The sequence below is a fragment of the Actinoplanes italicus genome (assembly GCF_003001815.1).
Lineage (GTDB): Bacteria > Actinomycetota > Actinomycetes > Mycobacteriales > Micromonosporaceae > Actinoplanes > Actinoplanes italicus.
Genome location: NZ_PVMZ01000037.1, coordinates 24,241 through 46,855, shown reverse-complemented (window position 1 = coordinate 46,855; position 22,615 = coordinate 24,241). Strand labels below are relative to the sequence as shown.

Genomic DNA, 22,615 nt, shown 5'->3' with positions numbered 1-22,615 from the left:
CCTCATGTCGCTCACCCTGACGCGCGTCTCCACGCCACCGGACGCTCCGCAGCAGGCACCCTCCGGCCGGAAACGGCGCCCGCGCTACCTGCGGCACGTCCTGCTCACCGGGGTCGGCGTGATCATGATGTATCCGCTGCTGTGGATGGTGTCCGCCTCGGTGAAGCCCAGCAACAGCGTCTTCACCGACGAAGGCCTGTGGCCGGCCGTGTTCGACTTCGGCAACTACGCCCGCGGCTGGACCGCGCTCGCCGAGCCGTTCGAGATCTACCTGGTCAACTCGCTGGTCATCGTCACCCTCAGCATCATCGGCAACCTGCTGTCCTGCTCCCTGGCCGCCTACGCCTTCGCCCGGCTCAGGTTCACCGGCCGCAGACTGTTCTTCGCCATGATGCTCGGCACCATGATGCTGCCCGGCCACGTGCTCGTCGTCCCGCAGTACGTCATGTTCGACAAGATCGGCTGGCTCAACACGTACTACCCGCTGCTCGTGCCGCACTTCCTGGCCACCAACGGCTTCTACATCTTCCTGATGGTCCAGTTCATGCGATCCCTGCCGCAGGAGCTCGACGACGCCGCCCGCATCGACGGCTGCGGACCGTTCCGTACGTTCTGGAAGGTCATCATGCCGCTGTGCGTGCCGGCCTTCGCCACCACCGCGATCTTCACCTTCATCTCGGTGTGGAACGAGTTCTTCAGCCCGCTGCTCTACCTCACCGACCCGCAGCTCTACACCGTCCCGCTGGCCGTACGCCAGTTCATGGACTCCGAGGGCCAGAGCATGTGGGGCGAGATGTTCGCGATGTCGTTCGTCTCCCTCGCCCCCGTCATCGGCTTCTTCATCGCCGGACAGAAATACCTGGTCAGAGGCATCGCCACCACCGGTCTGCGGTGAGTCGGCCCGATCCTCGCCCACAGGTTCGACACCTCAAGGACGACTTCGAATGAGACGTGATCGCTTGGCGTGGGCCACCAGCGCCGGCACCGTGGCCGTGCTCGCCGATGCCACCGCCCAGTTGAGACAGAGCGGCAGCATCCTCGTCAGTTGCACCGGCAAGGCCGCCGCATCGGGCTCGGCGTTCACACCGAGCAGCTTCGACAGCTACACCCTCGACCCGGCGGCGAACGTGCCCGCCCTGGTCAAGGCCTACGCGGGACCGCAGGCGGACATCGGCGCCCGACAGATCCGCCGGCCGCGGCGGGGGAACAGGCAGGTATTCATCAGCCGTTCCACTCGTTCGCGGCCTACGCGGATGCCGTCGCGGCGTAGTTGCCGATGCACGCGGTCAGCGCCGTAGGTGAAGCCGGACGCTTCCCGGATCTCGTGAATGTTCGACGGCAGCCCGAGGCCGGCCGGTTTCCGGTCACTGGGCTGCTCAACCTGTTTCAGCCACTGGTGGTAGATCGACTCGGCGATGTTCAGGACCCGTAGCAGGAGCCCGACCGCGGAGCGGTCACGGTGTTCGTCGACGAACCTCATGACCGTCGGGCCTCCGCCCGCCGGATTCAGTTGCGCAGCGCCTCGTGATGCACGTTCAACTGCTCGGCCAGCCGCCGCATCGTCGGCTTCGGGTCCGACTGGCGATACAGACGCACGGCCCGCGCCCTGACCGTCAGCGCGTCCCTCGGCCGGCCGTCACGCGGCCTTCACGAAGTATTGTGCGGCCGATCCGTTGCAGTCCCAGATCTGCAGTCGCGCGCCGTCCGCTGTCGAGCCTGACGGGGAGTCCAGGCACCTGTTGGAGTTCGGGTTGCGCAACCGGTTACCTTCCTGAACCCAGTTCTGTGCGCCACTGCCGTTGCAGTCCCAGAGCTGTACCTTCGTGCCATTGGCCGTACCCGCGCCGGCGACGTCGAGGCACCGGCCCAGCGTCCGCAGGGTCTGGCCGTCCCAGCTCCACTGCTGGTCCTTCGAAAGGGAGGGCCCCTGGCACGTCCACAGCTGCACGGCCGCGCCATTGCCGCCCGTGTCGGTTCCGGTCACGTCCACGCATTTGCCGCCCGGCCCGTTGATCTGCGTCGCGGGTCCGCCCGTGGGAGGCGGTGTCGTGCCCCCGCCGTCCTGGTAGTAGCGCACGTAGTCGATCGATGCGGTGAGCGGGAACTGGCTCTGCACGGGGTTCTGTCCGGGGTAAGTGCCGCCCAGCGCCAGGTTGAAGATGATGTGGAACGGTTTGCGGAACTCCTCCAAGGTCGCTGGTGTCGTGTCGATCACGTGCGTTTGCACACCGTCGACGTACCAGCGGATCTGCGCGGCCGTCCATTCGATCGCATAGACGTGGAAGGCCGCGGGGTTGTTGACGGCGGGGTTCGCGACGTAGTTGGCGTTCTGACCCGCTGTCCACGGGAACACGCCGGTCCGGAGATCCCAGAAGATGTTGTTCGTCACGGTCGCGTTCGCGTTCGCGTGTTCCATGATGTCGACCTCGCCGCAACTGGCCCAGTTGGTGGGCAGGCGGTCGTAGTAGGTCTGTGCCGGGTTGTAGGCGCTCGTGGACGTCTCGTCGCACGAGTCACCGAGCATCCAGAAAGCCGGCCACGAGCCGGCGGCGGTCGGGAGCGCCATGCGCGCCTCGATGCGGCCGTACTGGAAGGACCTCTTCGTGTCCGTCGTCATCCGGCACGACGTCTGATAGAAGTTGCGGCCGTTGACCGTGATGGGCGTCGTGAGCCAGTTGGCACGCATCACGAGGTTGCCGCCGGACTGGGTGCAGTTCTCGGGGCGGTACCACTCCCACTCGCCGTTGCCCCAGCCGTCGAAAGCGTTGAGGCCGGGGTTGAGGCCGTTGCCGACGTTGTAGTTCCAGTTGGCGCTGCTGGGCGCGCCGGACCCGTTGAACTCGTCGGCCCACACGAGGTTCCACGCGGCGTGCGCGGGTTGCTGCTGGACGACCGCGCTGCCGACGAGTGCGGTGACAGCCACGGTGAGGAGGACCATGAGGCGCCGGCAGCTGCGTGACAGCGCTCGGTCCGCGAAACCTGCATTCATTGTCACGGCGAACGTCCTCTCGTACGGAGTGGTTCGATCTGCTGCGACGGGCGGCATGAGATTGCGGTTCTGTAAACATTATTACGTAAATATTTCCAGCTGTCGATGCGACGGAACGGTATTCCCAGACCGCAGCTGCCCCCGGCGATGTCCGGGACGCAGCCTCTAAACTTCGGTGATGGATGTGGTCTGGTCCGCGACGGAGCTGGGATCGCGCCGTTTCCGCCCGGCACCGGTGCGGTCCGACCCGGCGGAGCTGGAGCACCGTTTCCGGCAGTTGCGCCGCCGCCGCATCCGTGGCTACATCGAAGTCGAGGTCCCGGACGTCGAGTCGCCGCAGCTGACCAGCAGTGTGATCACGTGACATCGCGCGTGGATGGGTTATGCCTGCTTATCTCGACTGCGGCAGGTCCGGTGGTCGCAGTGCCGGGGCTGCGGGCTGGATCAGGGTTAGGGTGACGATCCATGGACATGCTGATGGGCGAGCAGATCGCCGAGGCCGACCTCACCGATTGGCGGAAGCTGGCTCAGGGACTTCATGCCCGCTACGTGATCGGGGAATTCGGCGCCGCTGTACGATTCGTCGCCGCGGTGGGCGAGGCGGGCGACGCGCTGGGGCACCACCCGCGCGTGTCGATCGGCAAGGGGTACGTCGACCTGAAGCTGAGCACCGACGATGCCGTCTACCGCGACGGTGAGGGCACCGAGCACATCCTCGAATGGGTGACCCGGCAGGACATCGACCTCGCACGACGGATCACCGAGATCGCCGCCGACCACCGGGTTGACGCCGACCCCGCCTCGGTCAGCGTGATCGAGCTCGGCCTCGACACGGCGCGCTCCGCCACCATCGCCCCGGTGTGGGCCGCCCTGCTGACCGGGAACGCCGAGGCCCAGGGCCACGGGAATCCCGGTGACGAGATCCGCGATGCCACGGGCCGGGTGCCGAACCTATGGTTCTCAGACGCCGGCGAGGCCTCCGGTCAGCGGTTCCACCTCGAGGTCTATGTGGCGCCTGAGGTGGCCGGGCAGCGGATCGCCGCCGCCGTCGCCGCGGGTGGGACCGTCGTCGATGACAGCAACGCGCCCTCACTCACCGTGATCGCCGACCAGGACGGCAACAAAGGAACCGTCTGCGTCGACGCGTCCGCTGTGAAGAAGGACTGAACCGGGCAGAGAGGCTCTTCCGGGACGGTCGGCACGTCATGGCCTCGCCCGGTCGGCGGCCTACCCGGTAGCGAGCGCCTCGATGAGCAGGGCCGTCAGCGCATCCGGTGCGGTGACCATCGCGTTGTGGCCATGGCGGGCACCGACCTCGCGGATCATGAGGAGTCCGGCCCCGCGGCGGCGAGTTCGGCGCCGGCGCCGGCTCCACCGATGGCCCAGTCCGGTACGCGGATGTCTCACGCCGCTGCCTTGGAGAGAGCCGCGGTGAGGTCCTCAGAAGCGACCGGGTAGTGCAAGCGCTCGCCGGGCTGGGCCGGTGCCTGTTCGCCGGTCGTCCAGTCCATGATCGGCGCGAGCCGGTAGTCCACCGTGATCCACCGGTTCTCGACCGTGATGCTCATATGGCTGCGGTGGTGCGCCGGACGACCAGGGTGGGTGACAGCTTGACCTGGGCGGTACGGCGGTCGCGCTGGCCGATGCGGTCGATCAGGAGGCGGGCGGCGTTGGCGCCCATCTGCCGGCCGTCCTGGTCGACGCTGGTCAGGGAGATCGGGCCGAACGCGGCGAGGGCGCTGTTGTCGTAGCCGGCCACGGAGATGTCGCCGGGCACCGACAAGCCCGCTTCGGCGATCGCCTCCAGCGCTCCGAGCGCGACGACGTCGGCACCGGCGAAGATCGCGGTGGGCCGACGGGGGCGGTCGAGCAGTTGTTTGGCGCCCAGGTATCCGCCGTCCTGGGTGTAGGTGGTCGACACGATGTCCATCTCGGCTTCGAGTCCGTGGGCGGTCATCGCCTCGCGATAGCCGTGGGCGCGTTGCGCGTTGGGCATCTCGGCGAGGCGTACCCGATCGGTCTCGTGGTGTTCGATGTGCGCGATCCGGCGGTGGCCCAGCTCGACGAGGTGCTCCACGACCAGGGCGGCTCCGGCGATGTCGTCGTCGGTGACGCTGTCGAAGCGCGACGAGCGGCTGTGCCGGCCGATGACCACGGTCGGCACGGTCCGGGCGAGGCGGTCGAGGTGCGCGGGCGACGAGACGGGTGCTCCCGCCCCAGGGGTGCGCTCATCGGTCGTGTTCCTCGTCTGGAGGCTTCCTCGCAGCGGCCGGGTGGCGGTGCAGGAGGCCGCGGACCGGTAGTTCGAGTTGCGGCCGGTCGTCCGGTGCGGGCGTGGCGGCGTACCGGTTCGCCAGTGGTTTCGCGCTCAGGCCGTGAGTGAAGACGCTCAGCAGGACGGTCATGCCGATCACCGCCACCGCTCGCTCGGCATCGGCGTCCTCGTGCAGATCCTCCAGGGCGATCAACGCGAAGATGATCGAAGCCAGGCCGCGGGGCCCGAACCAGCCGATGAACGCCACGGTCCGCATTGGCAACCCCGTTCCGAGCAGCACCAGCGCCACCGGTGCCATGCGCACCACGGTGAGGCTCAGCACCGCGTAGACGACGATCTGCCAGTCGGCATTGGCCAATACCAGCGGGACGGCGACCGCACCGAACAGCAGCCACGTCAGCAACGACACCAGCCCGGCGGTCTGCTCGACGTAGAAGACCTCCCTGACTCCGCCCCGGCCGGCCGCATGGCCGAACGCGAGCCCGGCCACGAACGCGGCGACGAATCCGTTGCCGTCGAGCCACAGTGTGGCCGTGTACGCGACCACCGCGAGCGCCAGCACACCCGGCCCGGCGAAGTCCTCCGACGCCCAGCCCCGGCGCCGGGCCTGACGCATCGCCGCGCCGCCCGCCAGCCCGATCACGACCCCGTCCGCCACACCGATCGCCAGGTCGATCAGGGCCGGGCCCAGGCCCGCGCCGTAGGAGCTCTCCGCGGCCGCGGCACCCGCGATCGCGACCATCACGACCGGGGTGGCGATGCCGTCGTTGAGGCCACTCTCCACATTCAGGACACGCCGCACACGTTCCGGAACCTTCGGATCGGTCATCACGGCGGCGCCCAGGGCCGCATCGGTCGGCGCCAGCGCGGCTCCGATCAGCAGGACCAGCCATACGCTCTGGCCGTCGAAGAACCACGCGGCCAGCAGCGTCCCCGCCACGATGGTGAGTGGGAGCCCCATCGCGAGCAGCCGGGTGTACAGGCCCAGGTCGGCGCGAAGCTCCCGCAGGCCGACCCGGGAAGCGTCGGCGAACAACACCCACACCAGGGTGAGCTCGGCGAGAACCTTGACCGCCTCGTGTGAGGGCGCCACCTCCAGGACGTGAGAGGCTTCAGCGAAAAACAGCCCGACCGAAACGAAGACGATGGGCGCGCTCAGATCCGCCCGGCCGAGCCGGACCGAGAACAGCCCCCAGCCGAATACGACCAGCGCCACCAGGGCCAGGGCTGCGGCGTCCATGTTTCCTCCCGTCGGGCGATGAGGATCGCCGCCGTCAGAAGACCGTGGTCCAGTCGTTGGTGACGCTGACCACGGTCCACCCATGGGTCTCGGCGCGTTTCAGCGCCTCTTCCGCACCCGCCGTGCAGGCGAACTCGCGGCCGGCGTCGTCATGCAGTATGAGCAGCCTCAACGTCGGTTTGTCGCGCTGCCGATCACTCAGCTCGGGTTGCGCCGCCACCATCTCGGCCAGCCGCCGGAGAATGAAGTCGACCTGGATCGGCATCGGTTTCTCGCCCCACAGGGTGGCGTCGTTGTCGAACACGGCGACCCGTTCCTCGACGGGAACCGCCGCCGATCCGTCCTCGCCGCACGCCCCGCGTACGAAATCGATGATCGCCTGCCGGCTGGGGCCGTCGCGCCACGTCGGCGGTATCCGCTCAGCCATGTCTGCGCCTCCTCCGCACGATCACCGCGATCGGCAACCGGTGCCTCCGTGATCTGCGGCCACCTCGGCCCGCCGTCAATTCAATCCAAGATCATCATTGGGTACGGGGTGCGCGTTCACTGACTGTCGGGCGGCCGGACGGGCTCGTGGCCGGACGGCACCGCCACGATGGTGTCCGTCGCGACGTCCGGATCGGGCGCCGGCGACGGCTGCTCGAGGTGCAGCACGCGACGCACGCTTCCGGCCACGTCGCTCTCCGGGTGAGCGGCACGCCAGGCCACGATCGCTCTACGTGCACCCAAGGCTGCGACACCCCCTGCCACAGCGGCGATGACGATCCCGGCCGGCCGCCGCGGTGGTGACGTCCTGCCCCGAAGCGCCAGCCACACAGCACCGCCCCGGCGGCGCCCCTCCGCTCCGACCACGACAGCGCGCCGGTTCAACCGTGTGCCCGCCGTGTTCAGGCCGTCACGGGAGTGCCGTCCCGCCTCCAGCAGCGCTGCGAGCGCCCGGCGCGCGGCCACTTCCATCTCGATCTCTCGCCGTTTCAGCGACATCACCAGCCACCTTCCTTCCCTTCGGTTCTGCGGCACAGCCTGGGCGTCGCGGGCCGGTTCGGCATCCTCCGGCCCGGATGACCACCAGCGGGCACGAGCGCAACGGCCAGGACCGTTGCGGTCCGCAGCACGCAATCACCCGTCAGCCCGCGGCAGCCGGGGCATCGCCGGGGGATGTCTCGGGTTCGACCTCCGGCGGCGCGGAACCGCCCTCGAGCAGGCCGGACATCCAGCGCGTGTCCTGGTCGACGTCGAACAGCAGCGACTTCCCCAGCAGAGTCAGGGGAACGGCGAGGATCGCGCCGACGGGGCCGATGACGAACGTCCAGAAGACCAGGGAGAGGAACGTGACCGACAAGGAGATGTTGACGGCGTCGGCCACGAGCTTCGGCTGGATGATCGACTGGATGACGAAGTTGACGACCGAGTACGCCACGATCACGACGATCATCAGATCGGCGCCACCCTCGAGCAGGGCCAGCCCAGCCGGCGGGATCGGATCGGCTGCCGACGAGAAGACCTCGGGGAACACCCCGGGTTCCGCTCTCAATGGTTACTGCAATTCTGGCCGGATACGGCCGTAGCGGCTCCCGTGACTATGAGGCCCCGCGCGTTGAGCCGAGTAGCCTAGATTGGCGAGCGTGGATCATGATGACCTTGTCCGAACAGCGGTCGCGGTGGCCGCTGCCGCTGACCGGCGCGCGATCGAGCAGGCGTGGCTTGCGAGCCTGGTTACGAGGGACCAGAGTCGGCGGAGTGTTTGGCCGCGGCTAACGTTCCTGCGGCACTTGCCCCAGCATGGCTTCGTGCCGTCGCAGCATTTCCACCCCACGAATTGTGGGGTGTGCGGTATGCGCGAGAGCGAAGACGCTGTCACATCCGAGTGCCTCGCCAGCGATGCCTTCTGGTTGCGGCCGATAAATCTTCCGTGGGCCAGCGCCGCGGTGGAGCGGTTCGACGGAGCAGACGATGACCACGATGTCCACCGGGGCCGCGCAGTGCTGGAAGATATCGTTGACGCGATCCGGTCGCTGCCCGAGTCCGCACAGTTGACGGAGCTGAACGCAGCCCTGATCGGCAAACTCAAGTCGAACAAGCTGGAGCGGACAGTTCTGCTCGAAGCTCTTGGCTACGCCGGCGCCCTGCCCGCGGGCGGATACCCGAGCTATGCGACAGAGTTCGTATCGTTCGACGACGCAAACACGCGAATGCCCAGCCAGTTCTACAAGAAGGAATGGGCGTACCCTGTGCGGTTCTGGACCGGCGTGGACGGAGTCGATCCCGCCCGTCTGCCCACTGGTGAATGATGGAAGGCTTCCGTCACGGCTACCGCGAACCTGGCTCACTTACGGTCCACAGGGATGCCCCGAAGATCGCCTAAGTACCCGGGGTCGAAGTCGGTGGTCGACGCGGGACGGGGATCGTAGGCGGGGCCGGCCGACGCGTGGACGATGTACCCGACCACCCATGCCCAGACGACGACGGCGGCGATCACCAGCAGGATCACGTAGGTCCGCCGGGCACTCGGGTCCACCGGCGCGAGCGGCGACGCCACTCGAGGCGGCGGCTGCCGCGAGGCGGCGGGCTTCTCGGCCGACAGAACGCCCACGAGACTCTCGATAAGACGCGGACAATCCGGCGCCGGTGGTGGCGGCGGGAGTGCGGGCTCCTCGACGACCTTGCGGCGGCAGGCGACGGCGGCCACCGCCGCGAGACCGGCGACCCCCACGGCGGTGGCGGCAGCCAACGGCAACCATGGGGGCAGGGAGGGCTTGGACGGTTCGGTCACGGGCCACCGCATCGGCAACCGAACGCCAACCTGAAGGAAACCACTTCGGGAGACCCCACTCAGCGACGGTAGGGGCAGGCGGTGGCGGCCTCGTAGGAGCCGGTGGCCTCGATGGTGGAGCTGAGGCCACCGCCGTAACGATAGGCCGTCTGCCAGCCGTTGTCCCAGGAGTCGGCGTGCTCGCGGGCCTCCACGCAGGCCACCTCGGCCATGGCATTGGTGTGGATCGCGAACGTCCACACCGCGAGTACCCCGAGCGCCATCGCCACGACGATCGCCCGGAAACGGAAGGGACTTGGTGTCTCCGTGCCCGGCCGCGGTGGCGGCGGTGACGGTGTCAGCGGCGCCTCGGCAACGGCCGGCTCGCGGCGGCGGGCCACGGCCACGGCCGCGAGGCCGGCGGCCCCCACAGCGGCCGCCGCGGCCAACGGCACCCATCGGGCCAGGCGGAACTTGGACGGTTCGGTCACGGGCCACCGCATCGGCAACCGGACGCCAACCTGAAGGAAACCATCCCCGGCATCCGGCCGGTGATCAACGCTCGGCACAGTCGCCGGAAACACTGTGGACTTCGCCGAGAGGCCGGCCGGACCCCACGCTGTAGGAGGAGCTGCGGGCCCTCGCGCACTCCACCTCGTTCAGGTCATCGCAGATGACCACCAGCGCCCACACCGCGGCGACGACGGCCACGATCATGAACCCGATCCCACGGGACCGCGGCGGTCTGTTGCTCTCCACGGGCGGCACCGGAACCGGTGGTGGCAGTTCGGGCACGTCCTCGACGACGGTGGCGGGCTGCCTGCGGCAGGCGACAGCGGCGGCCGCGGCGATCCCAGCGACGCCCACGGCGGTGGCAGCAACGAGCGGCAACCATCGGGGCAGGGAGAACTTGGGTGGTTCGGTCACGGGCCACCGCATCGGCAACCGGATGCCAACCTGAAGGAAACCGGCGGACCGCGCCCCTGCGCGATCGTCGATGTAGTGTCACCAGCCGCCAACGGCGTTGATCACGGCCACTGGAGGGCGTCCGCCCCGGCGCCGTTTCACGCCCGCCAGGCGGCCGGGTCCTGACAGTTTCGCCGGTGGCCGGGCCAAGGACGATCCGGGCTCAGGTCCTCGGCCCGCGTCGAGGCCGCCGGGCGGGACGTCGTGGCCGGGACCGTTTGTCCGGGCGGCGGATTATGGCCAGGGACAACAGGCCGGCCGCCAGCGAGACGAGGTCGGTGCAGATCTCGAGGTAGTCGTGCATTCCGGGTCCTTCCGGGAGGTCGATGGCACGAGGTTTGCAGCCGGCTGCCCGGTCCGGCCACCGGTCCGGACCGGCCCGGACCGGGTGAATTCGGTGGCCTGGGGATTCCGGGCGGAGTGCGGGCACCCCTACCGTGGTCCGGTGCCCGCTCCGGACCCCGACCACGTGCACTCTCCCGAACAGCTGGTGACGGCGTTGAACGCGTTGCGCGGCGGCCTCTCGTACAAAGCGCTGAACAAGGCGCATCGGGCGTTGCCGAAGAGCACCATCGGCGATCTGCTCACCGGTAGGACCGTGCCGGTCCGGGCGACGGTCGTGGCGTTCCTGACTGCCTGCGGGCTCGACGAGGTGGCGCAACTGCCGTGGCTCGCGGCGCAGGACCGGGCCGCCGCGGCGCATCTGCATCGTCCGGTGGGAGCGGTCCGGGTACGGACGGCGGTGGCCCGGCGGTTCGGTGTGCACCCCTCGATCCAGACCGCGGAGAGCGGGAACGAGCTTCCGGCGTACATCGAGAGAGACTTTGATCTCGGTCTTCGGGAGATGTTGAGGCCGGGCGGATTCGTCCTGTTGCGCGGGGGCTCGTCGACCGGGAAGACGCGGGCGCTGTTCGAGGCGGTACGGGAGACCCTGCCGGACTGGTGGCTGTCGCACGGCGACGGCGACGGCACGCCGGGGCCGCGGACCGTGCTGTGGCTCGACGAGCTCCAGCGATGCCCGGTGCCGGCCGGGCGGATGCGCTCGGCCCTGGCGGCCGGGGCGATCGCGGTCGGGACACTGTGGCCGGATGAGTACGACTGCCGGATCGCGCCGCGCATCCCGGGGCAGCCCGACCCGTACGCCGAGCAGCGGGAACTTCTGGGTCTGGCCCATGTCATCGACGTGCCGGCCGTCTTCAGCCCCGCCGAACGCCGCCGGGCGGAGGAGCTGGCCGCCGACGACCAGCGGCTGCGGATCGCGTTGAACAGCACCGACGCCGGCGTCACCCAGGTGCTCGCGGCCGGACCCGAACTGATCCGGCGGTGGACGCATCCGGACCTCGCCGATCCACGGCAGTGTGCCGGCCGGGCGATCGTCACAGCCGCGCTGGACGCCCGGCGGGTCGGCGCGCGCACGCCGCTGACCCTGGACTTCCTGGCCGCCGCCGCACCGGCCTACCTGACACCGGTGCAGCAGGCGGCGGCCGCACCTGATTGGCTGGACGGCGCTCTCGGCTACGCCACCACCCCTCTGCGCGGCGCCTCCGCCTGTCTCACCCCGATGGGTGCCGGGATGGGCGTCACGGCCGGCTTCCTGACCGCCGACTACCTGCACCAGCACGCCCGCCGGTTACGGCGGGCCGAGCCGCTGCCGGACGCGGTGTGGCAGGCCCTGATCGAGCACCATCCGGGCGACACGCTCGACCTGGCCGACAGCGCCACCCGCCGGGGCCGCCCGGAGACGGCGCGGCAGCTGCACGCCCGGCTTCCACCCGCGGAGCGGCTGCGGGTCTACCTGAACCAGGAATGTCAACGTGCCCTGGCCGCCGCGATGGTCCGGGACGGCCAGGGCGGCGCCGACGAACAGGTCAATGCCACGCTGGCAGCCCTCGGCCATTGGGCTGAGCTGCGGGAACGTTCCGACGCCGGGTTTCCCGGCGCGGCCCGTCATCTGGTCGACGGGCTGGCCCGGCACCGCGAACTCGAGGCGCTGCGCGCCGAGATGCACGCCGGTACGCCGTCGGCCGCCGCCCGCCTGTCAGCCCTTACCCGGCCCGGCCCTTGAGACGTAGTTTCCAGACCGAAACAACGGTAATCAGTTGATCTAGGGCACCACCTGGGATGACTTCCTCAGGACGGACGGTCGCCGGTCGCCGTTTCCTGATCCCGGTGCGTGGGACGGGAGATCAGCGCCGGTGTCGACGGTGGCGCTCGTCGTTCTCGGCGGTGGAACCAAGACGTTCACGTACGACGAGCGTAACCAGCTCGTTGACGACTCGTCCGTAACCGTCTACCGGTACACGCCGCGCCGTGGTCGGCGAGTTCGGGGCCACCGGCACCACGTTGACCGGCTCGGTGAGGTGCGACCCGTGGGGCAAGATCCTGGCCAGCGGCAAAAGACCCCACGGCTGTCAGCACCGCTCGATGTCGTCCTCCCGGAAGTCCCGGATGCCGCTGACGTCAGCCGCCACCGTTCGGCGCCGGTTGTGGCCTCTGCGGAAACGGCTGGCCACCGGCGTGACCTTCAGGCTGCCCGGCTCGGCGATGCTCACCTGTTCTCCGGCCGAGGCACGGTGGGCTGCTGGTAGACGTCCGGAATGTCGTCACGGTCGGCGTCGGTGTTCTCGACGTCGTGGATACGCCGGTAGGTACGGTTACGCAGCCGCAGGACCACCGCCGCGAGCAGCGCGGCACCCAGTGAGCCGGTCAGTACGGCGACCTTCACATGGTCGTCGCGGTCACTGCCGATCCCGAACGCCAGCTCCCCAATCAGCAACGACACCGTGAACCCGATACCGGCGAGCACCGCCAGCCCGAACACGTCGATCCAGGCGAAACCGGTGTCCATCTTCGCCCGGGTGAAGCGAGTGACCAGCCACGTCGCGGCGGTGATGCCGATCGGCTTGCCGACGATCAACCCGACCATGATGCCGATCGCCACCGGATCCGTCAGCGCCGAAGCCAACCCGTCCACGCCGCCGACGGCCACCCCGGCCGACATGAACGCGAACACCGGCACCGCAACACCCGCAGAGATCGGCCGGAACCGGTGCTCGAAATGCTCCGCCAGCCCCGGGCCGGCCTCGGGGCCGCCCGCCTTGCGGCTGCGCAACACCGGTACGGCGAAGCCCAGCAGGACACCGGCGACGGTGGCGTGGACGCCGGAGGCGTGCATCAGCGTCCACGCGGCGAAGGCCAGCGGCAACAGCAGCCACCACGACCGGATCCGGCGCTGAACCAGCACCGCGAACACCGCCAGCGGCACCAATGCGGCCAGCAACGGCGGCACCGACAGGTCGGAGGTGTAGAAGACCGCGATGATGGCAATCGCGAGGAGGTCGTCGACCACGGCCAGGGTCAGCAGGAACGTGCGCATGGCGTGCGGCAGGAACCGGCCGATCACCGCGAGCACCGCCAAGGCGAACGCGATGTCGGTGGCGGTCGGGATCGCCCAGCCCTTGGCCGCCCCGCCGTCGGCGGTGACGTTGATCGCCAGATACAGCACGGCGGGTACGAGCACGCCTCCGATCGCCGCAGCGATCGGAACCGCCGCCCGGCGTGGATCACGAAGATCGCCTGCAACGAACTCGCGTTTCAGTTCGAGGCCGGCGACGAAGAAGAAGATGGCGAGCAGGCCGTCGGCGGCCCACGTTCCCAGGGACAGGTTCAGATGCAGCGACGCAGGGCCGACCGTGAACTCCCGCAGCGCCTCGTAACTGCCGGCCCATGGCGAGTTCGCCCAGATCAGTGCGATGACCGTGCCGGCCAGCAGCAGGATGCCACCGATGGTCTCTTTACGGAGGATGTCGCCGATTCGGCGGGCCTCTGGCCACGACCCGCGGTCGAACAGGCTCGGGCTTCGTGGGGATGTCGCCGTCATGGCTGCTCCGGTTCTGGGGTCGGGTCGGACGTTGCCGACCAGACTTCCCGGCGCACCTACCGCCAACCCTACCGGCGGCACACCGTGGGCGCCGGACATGACGACCACCACGATGCCCGGCGCTGCCGCTGAGGGCGCGGGATGGAGCCGCAGCCGGAAACCGCCGGCCAGCACGGGTGTGTCGGCGCCGAACATCTTCGCCGCCTGCAGCCGGCTGTCGGCCTTGTCGATCACGACGAGGTGTGCGGGTGAGTCGAGCCGTGCGCTGACGACGGCGGCGAGCCCGATCGGGCCGGCGCCGACCACGACGACGGTTTGTAGATGGACAGATCGGCGAACGGTCCTCCGACCACCGGGGTGGGCAGGGACGTTCGGCCCTACGGGGTGAGCCGGGCGCGGGTCTATCAACATGGGGAAGGGCCCCGAAAAACGAAGGTCCGGCCCGTCGTACTCGGTGAGGTGGCGGTACGGCTGGGCGCAGGCCCAGTCGGACACATCAGAGTGGTGTTCCGTGCCATGAACGGCGCCATGGTGCCGTTCTGCGACGGTGCCCAAACCAGCGACGAGCGTATGCTCGAGAAGGCACCGGAATCCATGCCGGTCGGCGCGACCGGGCTGATCTTCGGCCGTAACGTGCGCGGCGAGTCGCTGCGGTTCGTCTTTTACCTGCGGCAGGTCTTCGAGAAGTGTCCGACGCCGTGAGGAGACTGCCATGAAAGCATTCGTCGTGTACGAATCGATGCACGGCAACACGGAGGCGATCGCCCGCGCCGTCGCCGAAGGTCTGGCAATCGGCTTCGAGGTGACCGTCGCCGACGTACGCGCCATGCCGGTGGTCGGCGACACGGATCTGCTCGTGGTCGGCGCTCCGGCGCACGCATTCAGCGTGGGCCCCTACCGGACCCGCGCGGTCGCGACTTGGCACGGCATGGCCGAGTTACGTGTTCGCGAGGTCGGGCTCCGCGAGTATCTCGGCTGCTCACCCTGGCTGCCGCAGGTGCGTGCCGCGGCGTTCGACACAAACTTGGACAAGCCCTCCTTGCCCGGGTCCGCCGCCCGGATGGCGGACCGGCGGTTACGGGTGCTGGGTTGCAGCATGGTGGCTGCCGCGCAGTCCTTCCATCTGGTGGGAATCACTGGACCCCTTGTCGACGGCGAGTTCGATCGGGCCCGCCGGTGGGGCGGCACGCTGGCCGACACCATGTGCCCTGTGCTGCCTATGTGACGAGGGTGGGGTAGATCGGCGCGGCAATGTCGTCCCGGCATGCTGGTACGGCATGACGCACCTCTGCGCCGTCAGTTCCCGGCCCGATGCCCCACTCTGACATCGATGGGCTTTATCGGCCTTGAGCTCCGGCGTGATTCGCGGTGCGGCGCGGCCGTTTCCAGGCCAGATGCTGGACCAGCAGGGTCAGCACACCCCCGATGACGATCGAGGCGAGGTTGACGGCCAGTTGCACCGCTGACCCGTACGCCTCGTTACTCACCCCGTAGGCCAGGGCGACGGCGGCGTTGGCCGCGGCGGGCACCGTGGTGACCGAGATCAGCACACCGACCAGGGTGCCGGCCTTGGCAGAGGTCAGCGACAGGATGCCGGCGATGCCGCCGAGGAACCCGATCACCCAGGACAGGGCGTCGGGTCGCCAGATGAATTCGGTCAGCGGCCGGTCGGCCAGCAGCATCGACTTGTCCACCAGCCCGGCTGCGGTGAGCAGCCACACCGCGATGACGGTGACGAGCATGCCGATCGGAAAGCCGACCACCAGCGCCACCGCGGACCGGCGGACCAGCGCGAACTTGCGTTGCACCAGACCGATACAGAGTGCGGCGAGAGGCCCGAACTCGGGGCCGACAACCATCGACCCGACGATGAGGATGGGCTGGTCCAGCAGGACCCCGACAGCCGCGATGACCGTGGCCACGCTCATGAAGGTCAGGAACGAGGCCGACAGGGCCGTCTCCTCGCCGGTCTGCTGCTCGATCTCGTTCCACACCACCGCATCGACACCGAGCCCAGGAGTGTGGCGGGCGGCCCGGTCGGCGGAGGCGGACATCGTGGCGTCGACGTTCTCGACGATGATGGCACCGTCGCGGTCGACGCCCAGACCACGCAGGCAGTCGAGCACGTGACTGGCGCCCTCCCGGACGACATCGCACTCCACCACGTCACCTGCCGGGGACGTCGCCGCACCGGGGAGCACGACGAGGTGGGTGACGGCGCCGTCGTCCGCCAGTAGTTGCTGCACGCGTGCGCTCACCGATGGCGGCGCGATGACCCGAACATGCAGCATGGACGCCCCTCACGATCTTCACAGCTCGGGAGAGTCTACGGCCGCCTCCCGCGATACGGGCTGACTGCGGCGTCGGGCTGCCATGGTCAGGCCGGCGTGCCATCCGGGTGCGCGGCCGTGGGCGGGTGGGCCGATGGTTTCCATCCGGTTGCCCCTGCTGGCGAGGAGCCAGGCGGTCAGTGAGTTGGAGTTCCACATCTCGCCGGTATGAGCGGATCTATTTCGGGATGACGACCGTGGGGCAGGTGGCGTGCTGGACGCAGTGCTGGCTGACCGAGCCGAGCAACATCCCGGAGAAGGCGCCGTGGCCACGACTGCCGAGGACCATCAGTTCCGCGCCCTTGCCTGCGTTCAGCAGAACCTGCGCTGCAGGGCCCTCCATGACCCAGGTGGTGACGGGCACAGGGTGCTCGTCCTCACCCTGCACCTGTGCCACGGTCTCCGCCAGAGTCTTCTCGGCGTACCTGACGATGCCGGCGTCGTCGATGCCTATGGGTGTCCAGCCGTAGGCGTAGACGTACATGGGAGGCACCTGCCAGGCGGAGACGGCCTCGACAGTGGCACCGGTCAGCCGGGCGTAGGCGAGTGCCCAGCGCAGCGCTTCGGCTGAGCCGGCGGAATTGTCGACACCCACAATGATGCGACGGTCCGGTACCTGTTCCTGGTCGATCATGGCGATCTCCTGAGGTGAGGAACCCGCTTCGAACCGGCGGGTGTGAGGACGGGACCGCTGAGGTGACGGCGCGGTCCGGTGGCCGGATCGCGCACGCCTCGTGGTTCTACGTGAGCCAGGTGTTGCGTCGCACGAGCGGGGTCGCCGTCCACCGGCGGCCGAGGCCCCAGGTGTTTCCGGCGCCGAGCAGGGCCAGCAGAATGAGGACGGCGGCGTAGATGAGGTGGTCGTCCATGAACGGGTTGGTGGCCGGCGGCAGTACGGCGGTCCACATCAGGACGGTCAGCAGTGCGCCCGCGGCTGCGGCGATACGCATGCCGATGCCGAGGATCAGCGCGGTGCCGATGCCGAGAAGCGCCATCATGAACAACACGTCGACGACGGCGTTGCCGGCCATCGAGTGGTAGAGGCCTGCGAACGGACCGGTGGCGGCTTTGCCGAGGAACCCCGCGGTGGGGCTGCCGCCGTCCAGCCAGGCGTTGGCGGCGGGAGTGCCGCGGCCGAGACCGAACAGCTTGTCCAGGAAAGCCCACAGGAAGACCCAGCCCAGCGTGAGTCTGATGCCGGCCAGCAGGTACGGGACAGCAGTGCCCGTACGCCCGTTCACCGAAGGCGCCGTGCCTGCGACGGCGGCGTCACCGGAATGGTGACGTGTGCGCTGTTTCGGCGGTTCGGAGGCGGTCACGGGGGAGGATTCGTGATCGTTGGCGATGTGGACCATCGCACTCACATTCCTTCACGTTGTTCATGACGCATGTTCCGCAAAGCGTTCAGCGCGCCACGGATCGATCGGACAGCGGCAGCACCTGCTCGCGGTGGGAGACCGTGCTATTTGCAGATTTCGAGACCGGTCGAGGACGCGTCAACCACAGCAAGATCCGCCAAGGGCGGGAGATTGTCGACGGCGACGGCAGGCTCAACGGCCACCGGGGTCCCGGGCGACAGTTCGACCGTACGCGCATTTCGCCGAGCCTGCAGCGCGAGCCGACTGGTGGCCGCTGCCGGATGGCGCGATCAGGGGTAGGGTCAAGGCGTCGCCCCGGACCCCGGCGGACTGGTATTTGAACCGCTGTGGGTGTCCTGGGTTTCTTCGCCCGCCGCAGCGATCAGGTGCGCTCGCTACGCCAACTGTTCTCGGGTACGAATATCCGGCTGCGGCCGAAGTCAGGATCTCCTCATGTGGTCCCTGTGGATCGCTCTCATCGTCCTGGTGCTGCTCGCTCTGGCGTTCCTCGCCGTGAAGGTCGTCAAGCAGTACGAGCAGGGAGTCCTGTTCCGGCTCGGCAAGGTCATCGCCGTCCGCAAGGCCGGCCTCACCGTGATCATCCCGTTCGTCGACGTCCTGAACCGGGTGAGCCTGCGGATCGTCACCATGCCGATCCAGTCGCAGGGCATCATCACTCGCGACAACGTCAGCGTCGACGTGTCGGCCGTCGCCTACTACCGGATCGTCGACGCCGAGAAGTCCGTCGTCGCGATCGAGAACGTCGGCGCCGCGATCAACCAGATCGCCCAGACCACCCTGCGCAAGGTCGTCGGCCAGCACACCCTCGACGAGACCCTGTCCGAGACCGACCGGATCAACATTGACATCAAGACCATCCTGGACGTCGCCACCGAGGACTGGGGAGTGCAGGTCACCCTGGTCGAACTCAAGGACATCCAGCTGCCCGAGAGTATGAAACGGGCCATGGCGCGGCAGGCCGAGGCCGAGCGGGAGAAGCGCGCGAAGATCATCGCTGCCGAAGGTGAGGCCCTGGCCGCCGACGCGCTCGGCACCGCCGCGGACATCATGATGGCCCACCCCCTCGCATTGCAGCTGCGCAACCTGCAGACCCTGGTCGAGCTGGGTGTCGACAAGAACAGCACCGTCGTGTTCCCCGCCCCGCTGATGAGCACCATCGGCGAACTCGGCACCTTCCTGGCCCGAGAGAACAACGCCGCGTCCGCGGCCGCTCCGTCCCCGTCCGGCCGAGGCGCCGCACCGATGGTCAACGGCACCCCGCTGGCGCCGACAACCCCCTGAGATTCGTGCACACAATCCGGCCGTGCCGTTCTATGCCGGCACCAGTAGGAAGGCGGCGGGTTCCCGATGACAACGACCCGCACCACACTCTCGGACGACACCCGCCCCCTCTCCACTGCGGTGGGTGAGCCACTGAGCGCTGATGAGCTCCGCCGGATCGACGCGTACTGGCGGGCCGCGAACTATCTGTCCGTCGGACAGATCTATCTGATGGGCAACCCGTTGTTACGGGAACCGCTGCAACCGGCTCAGGTCAAGCCGCGGTTGCTCGGGCACTGGGGCACCACTCCCGGCCTGAACCTGCTCTACGCCCACCTGTCGCGGATCATCGCGGCCCGCGGCCGCGAGGTCATCTACGTGACCGGACCGGGCCACGGTGGTCCCGGTCTGGTCGCGAACACCTGGCTGGAAGGTACCTACTCCGAGATCTACCCGCGGATCTCGCAGGACCTCACCGGCATGCAGCGGCTCTTCACCCAGTTCTCGTTCCCCGGCGGCGTCCCGTCCCACGTCGCTCCGGAGACCCCCGGGTCGATCCACGAGGGCGGCGAACTCGGATACTCTCTGTCACACGCCTACGGCGCTGCCCTGGACAACCCCGGCCTGGTCGTCGCCTGCGTGATCGGCGACGGCGAGGCCGAGACCGGCCCCCTCGCCGCGTCGTGGCACTCCAACAAGTTCCTCGACCCTGTCAGCGACGGCGCGGTCCTGCCGATCCTGCACCTCAACGGATACAAGATCGCCAACCCGACGGTCCTGGCGCGCATCGGCGACGACGAACTCAAAGCACTTCTGGAGGGGTACGGCCACCGGCCCTACCTGGTTGCCGGCGACGACCCGGACACCGTCCACCAGCTGCTCGCCGCCACCCTCGACACGGTGTTCGATGAGATCACCGAGATCCAGCGGACCGCCCGCGAGGAGGGTGTCACCGACCGTCCGCGCTGGCCGATGATCGTGCTGCGTACCCCGAAGGGCTGGACCGGCCCGAAGGTTGTCGACGGTCTGCAGGTGGAGGGGACCTGGCGGGCCCACCAGGTGCCGCTGACCGCTGCCCGCGACGACGCCGCACATCTCGACGCCCTGCATACCTGGATGACCTCGTACCGGCCCGAAGAGCTGTTCGACGACGGCGGTGCCCCGCAGTCCTGGATCGTCGACTGGCTGCCGCGCGGTGACCTGCGCATGTCGGCGAACCCGCACACCAACGGCGGCCGGTATCCCCGTGATCTGGAGTTGCCCGCCTTCCGTGACTACGCGGTCAAGGCCGGCGAGACCGCGGAGGCGACGCGGGTGCTGGGTGGCTGGCTGCGTGACGTGATGGCGGCGAACGTCGCCTACCGCAACTTCCGGCTGGTCGGTCCGGACGAGACCGAGTCGAACCGGCTCGGCGCGGTCCTGGACACCACCGGCAAGGCGTGGCAGGCCCGCGTCGACGAGGTGGATCAGCACCTGGACCGGCACGGCCGGGTCATGGAGATCCTGTCCGAGACCACCTGTCAGGGCTGGCTCGAGGGATACCTGCTGACCGGCCGGCACGGCCTGTTCTCCTGCTACGAGGCGTTCATCCACATCGTCGACTCGATGTTCAACCAGCACGCCAAGTGGTTGAAGACGACACGGCACCTTGGCTGGCGTAAACCCGTTCCGTCGCTGAACTACCTGCTCACCTCGCACGTGTGGCGCCAGGATCACAACGGCACCTCCCACCAGGACCCCGGTTTCATCGACCACGTCGTCAACAAGAAGGCCGAGGTCGTCCGGGTCTACCTGCCGCCTGACGCCAACACCCTGCTGTCGGTGGCCGACCACTGCCTGCGCAGCCGCGACTACGTCAACGTCATCGTCGCAGGCAAGCAACCCGCACCGACGTGGCTCGACATGGACGACGCCGTCCTGCACTGCGCCCGTGGCCTGGGCATCTGGGACTGGGCGAGCAACGACGACGGCGACCCCGACGTCGTGCTGGCCGCTGCCGGTGACGTACCGACCATGGAGGTTCTTGCCGCGACCGACCTGCTGCGCCGGCACCTGCCCGGCCTCAAGGTGCGGGTGGTCAACGTCGTCGACCTGATGCGCCTGCAACCGGTCTCCGAACATCCGCATGGCCTGCCGGATCCCGAGTTCGACGCCATCTTCACCACCGACCGGCCGATCGTCATGGCGTACCACGGCTACCCGTGGCTGATCCACCGCCTGACCTACCGGCGCACCAACCACCACAACCTGCACGTGCGCGGATACAAGGAGGAAGGCACCACGACGACGCCGTTCGACATGCTCGTCGTCAACGACATGGACCGGTTCCACCTCGTCATGGACGTCATCGACCGGGTACCCGGCCTCGGCCGCAAAGCCGCAGTGCTGCGCCAGCAGATGGTCGACAGACGCGCCGAGCACCGCGCCTACGTACGCCGCACCGGCGAAGACCTTCCCGAGATCCGCGACTGGACCTGGACCACGGCATAACCCGGCACCACCAGTTTGACGCACAGAACCGCACGAGGAGATCCACCATGACTTCCACTCAGACCGTCGACGCCGAGGCCGTCAACCGGGCGCTGACGAACGCCACCACAGCGGCGAGCCACGCCCCGTCGATCCACGACACTCGACCGTGGCGGTGGCGAGCGCACGGCAATCGCCTCGACCTGTCCGTCGACGGCAGCCGTACCCCGGCCGGCACCGACCTGGATCGCCGCCTGGCGATCCTGAGCTGCGGTGCCGCACTGCACCACGCCCTGATCAGCCTGGCCGCGGACGGCCGGCACACCACCGTGACCCGCCTGCCCGACCGGGCCAAGGCGGGTCACCTCGCGACCGTCCGTGTCAATGACCGGGTCACTGTCGAGCCGACAGCGATCCGGCACCTACAGACCATCGCATTACGGCACACCGACCGCCGGGGGCCGAGCGGCATCGCGGTCGACGCGGACACTCTGCGGCCGATCGCCGCCGCTGCCGAGTCGCAGCAGACGCTGCTGCACCTACTGCGTCCCCGCCAAATCTTCGACCTGGCCTCCGCAACGGACGATGCCCGGCGCATAGAATCCGGCAACCAGGCGTGGCAGGCAGAACTGCGGGACTGGGGTGGCACCGGTTCCCCTCGGACCGGCACCCCCGATACGGCCGTCCTCCCCGAGGCGTCGACCGCCACGGTGCCCGGACGCAACTCCGGCCGCTGCGGCGACATGGCTGTCGCGGACACTCAAGACCGGACCGCGGCCTTCGCGATCCTCTACGGCCCCGGCGACAGCGACCTCGACTGGTTACGCGCAGGCGAGGCACTGTCCGCGGTGTGTCTAAAGGCCACCGAATCCGGCCTCTCCGTACAGCCGCTCAGCTCCACCATCGAGGTCGGTGCCACCCGTGAGATCGTCAAACACCTGCTGCCCGGACCCGGCCATCCTTACCTCGTCCTGAGGTTCGGGGTACTCGACGCCACTGCCTCAGACCCGTCACGCACACCTCGCCTGCCGGCCGAGCAGATCGCCGTGCAGCCGTGACACCGCAAGGACCGTCC

25 protein-coding genes are annotated in these 22,615 nt (G+C 68.7%); 9 read left to right on the top strand and 16 right to left on the bottom strand.

Annotated elements, in window-relative coordinates; translation table 11 throughout:
* Positions 1–4: 4 nt before the first annotated feature.
* Complete coding sequence (locus CLV67_RS47890; RefSeq protein WP_106330653.1) at positions 5–895, top strand: carbohydrate ABC transporter permease; 891 nt, start codon at positions 5–7, stop codon at positions 893–895.
* Positions 896–1,147: 252 nt separating this feature from the next.
* Here the strand turns inward: CLV67_RS47890 and CLV67_RS47885 are convergent, their stop codons facing one another.
* Together CLV67_RS47885 and CLV67_RS54075 are read right to left on the bottom strand one after the other, a co-directional pair.
* A complete protein-coding gene (locus tag CLV67_RS47885) occupies positions 1,148–1,480 on the bottom strand; it encodes an IS3 family transposase (RefSeq protein WP_106330652.1) in 333 nt (110 codons plus the stop codon).
* A 156-nt stretch (positions 1,481–1,636) separates the two neighbouring features.
* Positions 1,637–2,923: a ricin-type beta-trefoil lectin domain protein gene (locus CLV67_RS54075; RefSeq protein ID WP_170154280.1), complete on the bottom strand. Its 1,287-nt coding sequence runs from the start codon at positions 2,921–2,923 to the stop codon at positions 1,637–1,639.
* Positions 2,924–3,167: 244 nt separating this feature from the next.
* Here CLV67_RS54075 and CLV67_RS47875 point away from each other — a divergent pair, with 244 nt between their 5' ends.
* Both CLV67_RS47875 and CLV67_RS47870 read left to right on the top strand, forming a co-directional pair.
* Entirely contained in the window at positions 3,168–3,353 is a 186-nt protein-coding gene (locus CLV67_RS47875) for a hypothetical protein (protein WP_146169614.1), read from the top strand.
* Between the two features lie 101 nt (positions 3,354–3,454).
* Positions 3,455–4,156, top strand: coding sequence for a 4a-hydroxytetrahydrobiopterin dehydratase (locus tag CLV67_RS47870; protein ID WP_106330649.1), 702 nt, complete (start codon positions 3,455–3,457; stop codon positions 4,154–4,156).
* Positions 4,157–4,392: 236 nt separating this feature from the next.
* Here the strand turns inward: CLV67_RS47870 and CLV67_RS52485 are convergent, their stop codons facing one another.
* The 6 genes from CLV67_RS52485 to CLV67_RS47845 all read right to left on the bottom strand — a co-directional run bounded on the left by CLV67_RS52485 (position 4,393) and on the right by CLV67_RS47845 (position 8,038).
* Positions 4,393–4,557, bottom strand: coding sequence for a hypothetical protein (locus tag CLV67_RS52485; RefSeq protein ID WP_170154279.1), 165 nt, complete (start codon positions 4,555–4,557; stop codon positions 4,393–4,395).
* On the bottom strand, positions 4,554–5,255 hold the full coding sequence (locus CLV67_RS47865) for a substrate-binding domain-containing protein (protein WP_275414950.1): 702 nt from the start codon (positions 5,253–5,255) through the stop codon (positions 4,554–4,556). The genes CLV67_RS52485 and CLV67_RS47865 overlap by 4 nt, the downstream gene beginning before the upstream one ends.
* On the bottom strand, positions 5,218–6,504 hold the full coding sequence (locus tag CLV67_RS47860; protein ID WP_170154278.1) for a cation:proton antiporter: 1,287 nt from the start codon (positions 6,502–6,504) through the stop codon (positions 5,218–5,220). Before CLV67_RS47860 ends, CLV67_RS47865 begins: the two co-directional genes overlap by 38 nt.
* 34 nt (positions 6,505–6,538) lie before the next feature.
* Positions 6,539–6,931: a hypothetical protein gene (locus tag CLV67_RS47855; RefSeq protein WP_203737601.1), complete on the bottom strand. Its 393-nt coding sequence runs from the start codon at positions 6,929–6,931 to the stop codon at positions 6,539–6,541.
* Positions 6,932–7,047: 116 nt separating this feature from the next.
* Complete coding sequence (locus CLV67_RS51555) at positions 7,048–7,233, bottom strand: hypothetical protein (RefSeq protein ID WP_146169613.1); 186 nt, start codon at positions 7,231–7,233, stop codon at positions 7,048–7,050.
* A gap of 397 nt (positions 7,234–7,630) precedes the next feature.
* Positions 7,631–8,038 (bottom strand): AI-2E family transporter, encoded by a 408-nt coding sequence (locus CLV67_RS47845; protein WP_239166786.1) that lies wholly within the window; start codon positions 8,036–8,038, stop codon positions 7,631–7,633.
* Between the two features lie 301 nt (positions 8,039–8,339).
* Here CLV67_RS47845 and CLV67_RS47840 point away from each other — a divergent pair, with 301 nt between their 5' ends.
* Positions 8,340–8,795, top strand: coding sequence for a hypothetical protein (locus tag CLV67_RS47840; protein WP_146169612.1), 456 nt, complete (start codon positions 8,340–8,342; stop codon positions 8,793–8,795).
* A 35-nt stretch (positions 8,796–8,830) separates the two neighbouring features.
* Here CLV67_RS47840 and CLV67_RS51550 read toward each other — a convergent pair whose 3' ends face one another.
* The 3 genes from CLV67_RS51550 to CLV67_RS47825 form a co-directional block, all read right to left on the bottom strand.
* Positions 8,831–9,277: a hypothetical protein gene (locus CLV67_RS51550; protein WP_146169611.1), complete on the bottom strand. Its 447-nt coding sequence runs from the start codon at positions 9,275–9,277 to the stop codon at positions 8,831–8,833.
* A gap of 59 nt (positions 9,278–9,336) precedes the next feature.
* Positions 9,337–9,747 carry a hypothetical protein gene (locus CLV67_RS47830; protein WP_146169610.1) on the bottom strand — a complete coding sequence of 137 codons (411 nt, stop codon included), beginning with the start codon at positions 9,745–9,747 and terminating at the stop codon, positions 9,337–9,339.
* Positions 9,748–9,811: 64 nt separating this feature from the next.
* A complete protein-coding gene (locus CLV67_RS47825) occupies positions 9,812–10,183 on the bottom strand; it encodes a hypothetical protein (protein WP_146169609.1) in 372 nt (123 codons plus the stop codon).
* Between the two features lie 484 nt (positions 10,184–10,667).
* Here CLV67_RS47825 and CLV67_RS47820 point away from each other — a divergent pair, with 484 nt between their 5' ends.
* On the top strand, positions 10,668–12,287 hold the full coding sequence (locus CLV67_RS47820; RefSeq protein WP_146169608.1) for a hypothetical protein: 1,620 nt from the start codon (positions 10,668–10,670) through the stop codon (positions 12,285–12,287).
* A 346-nt stretch (positions 12,288–12,633) separates the two neighbouring features.
* Here the strand turns inward: CLV67_RS47820 and CLV67_RS52480 are convergent, their stop codons facing one another.
* Positions 12,634–12,774 (bottom strand): hypothetical protein, encoded by a 141-nt coding sequence (locus CLV67_RS52480; protein ID WP_170154277.1) that lies wholly within the window; start codon positions 12,772–12,774, stop codon positions 12,634–12,636.
* Entirely contained in the window at positions 12,771–14,102 is a 1,332-nt protein-coding gene (gene nhaA, locus CLV67_RS47810) for a Na+/H+ antiporter NhaA (protein WP_106330678.1), read from the bottom strand. Before nhaA ends, CLV67_RS52480 begins: the two co-directional genes overlap by 4 nt.
* Before the next feature lie 712 nt (positions 14,103–14,814).
* Here nhaA and CLV67_RS47800 point away from each other — a divergent pair.
* Positions 14,815–15,327 carry a flavodoxin family protein gene (locus CLV67_RS47800; protein WP_106330639.1) on the top strand — a complete coding sequence of 171 codons (513 nt, stop codon included), beginning with the start codon at positions 14,815–14,817 and terminating at the stop codon, positions 15,325–15,327.
* A 112-nt stretch (positions 15,328–15,439) separates the two neighbouring features.
* Here CLV67_RS47800 and CLV67_RS47795 read toward each other — a convergent pair whose 3' ends face one another.
* The 3 genes from CLV67_RS47795 to CLV67_RS47785 form a co-directional block, all read right to left on the bottom strand.
* Positions 15,440–16,393 (bottom strand): DUF389 domain-containing protein, encoded by a 954-nt coding sequence (locus CLV67_RS47795; RefSeq protein ID WP_106330638.1) that lies wholly within the window; start codon positions 16,391–16,393, stop codon positions 15,440–15,442.
* Positions 16,394–16,610: 217 nt separating this feature from the next.
* Positions 16,611–17,066 (bottom strand): universal stress protein, encoded by a 456-nt coding sequence (locus CLV67_RS47790; protein ID WP_106330637.1) that lies wholly within the window; start codon positions 17,064–17,066, stop codon positions 16,611–16,613.
* Between the two features lie 106 nt (positions 17,067–17,172).
* The gene (locus CLV67_RS47785) at positions 17,173–17,673 is read right to left on the bottom strand and encodes a hypothetical protein (RefSeq protein WP_373873197.1); all 501 of its coding nucleotides are present in this window, start codon (positions 17,671–17,673) and stop codon (positions 17,173–17,175) included.
* Positions 17,674–18,243: 570 nt separating this feature from the next.
* Between CLV67_RS47785 and CLV67_RS47780 the strand changes: the two genes are divergently transcribed.
* The 3 genes from CLV67_RS47780 (at position 18,244) to CLV67_RS47770 (ending at position 22,598) form a co-directional block, all read left to right on the top strand.
* Complete coding sequence (locus CLV67_RS47780; RefSeq protein ID WP_106330635.1) at positions 18,244–19,092, top strand: slipin family protein; 849 nt, start codon at positions 18,244–18,246, stop codon at positions 19,090–19,092.
* 66 nt (positions 19,093–19,158) lie between these two features.
* On the top strand, positions 19,159–21,561 hold the full coding sequence (locus CLV67_RS47775) for a phosphoketolase family protein (RefSeq protein ID WP_106330634.1): 2,403 nt from the start codon (positions 19,159–19,161) through the stop codon (positions 21,559–21,561).
* 47 nt (positions 21,562–21,608) lie between these two features.
* Complete coding sequence (locus CLV67_RS47770; protein ID WP_106330633.1) at positions 21,609–22,598, top strand: Acg family FMN-binding oxidoreductase; 990 nt, start codon at positions 21,609–21,611, stop codon at positions 22,596–22,598.
* The last annotated feature ends 17 nt before the right edge of the window (positions 22,599–22,615 follow it).

What these genes read in the sequence shown, in the direction of transcription:
- CLV67_RS47890 (WP_106330653.1), top strand. Translation starts at nt 5, where the DNA reads ATGTCGCTCACCCTGACGCGCGTCTCCACGCCACCGGACGCTCCGCAG.
- CLV67_RS47885 (WP_106330652.1), bottom strand. Translation starts at nt 1,480, where the DNA reads ATGAGGTTCGTCGACGAACACCGTGACCGCTCCGCGGTCGGGCTCCTG.
- CLV67_RS47875 (WP_146169614.1), top strand. Translation starts at nt 3,168, where the DNA reads ATGGATGTGGTCTGGTCCGCGACGGAGCTGGGATCGCGCCGTTTCCGC.
- CLV67_RS47870 (WP_106330649.1), top strand. Translation starts at nt 3,455, where the DNA reads ATGGACATGCTGATGGGCGAGCAGATCGCCGAGGCCGACCTCACCGAT.
- CLV67_RS52485 (WP_170154279.1), bottom strand. Translation starts at nt 4,557, where the DNA reads ATGAGCATCACGGTCGAGAACCGGTGGATCACGGTGGACTACCGGCTC.
- CLV67_RS47860 (WP_170154278.1), bottom strand. Translation starts at nt 6,504, where the DNA reads ATGGACGCCGCAGCCCTGGCCCTGGTGGCGCTGGTCGTATTCGGCTGG.
- CLV67_RS47855 (WP_203737601.1), bottom strand. Translation starts at nt 6,931, where the DNA reads ATGGCTGAGCGGATACCGCCGACGTGGCGCGACGGCCCCAGCCGGCAG.
- CLV67_RS47840 (WP_146169612.1), top strand. Translation starts at nt 8,340, where the DNA reads ATGCGCGAGAGCGAAGACGCTGTCACATCCGAGTGCCTCGCCAGCGAT.
- nhaA (WP_106330678.1), bottom strand. Translation starts at nt 14,102, where the DNA reads ATGACGGCGACATCCCCACGAAGCCCGAGCCTGTTCGACCGCGGGTCG.
- CLV67_RS47800 (WP_106330639.1), top strand. Translation starts at nt 14,815, where the DNA reads ATGAAAGCATTCGTCGTGTACGAATCGATGCACGGCAACACGGAGGCG.
- CLV67_RS47795 (WP_106330638.1), bottom strand. Translation starts at nt 16,393, where the DNA reads ATGCTGCATGTTCGGGTCATCGCGCCGCCATCGGTGAGCGCACGCGTG.
- CLV67_RS47790 (WP_106330637.1), bottom strand. Translation starts at nt 17,066, where the DNA reads ATGATCGACCAGGAACAGGTACCGGACCGTCGCATCATTGTGGGTGTC.
- CLV67_RS47780 (WP_106330635.1), top strand. Translation starts at nt 18,244, where the DNA reads ATGTGGTCCCTGTGGATCGCTCTCATCGTCCTGGTGCTGCTCGCTCTG.
- CLV67_RS47775 (WP_106330634.1), top strand. Translation starts at nt 19,159, where the DNA reads ATGACAACGACCCGCACCACACTCTCGGACGACACCCGCCCCCTCTCC.
- CLV67_RS47770 (WP_106330633.1), top strand. Translation starts at nt 21,609, where the DNA reads ATGACTTCCACTCAGACCGTCGACGCCGAGGCCGTCAACCGGGCGCTG.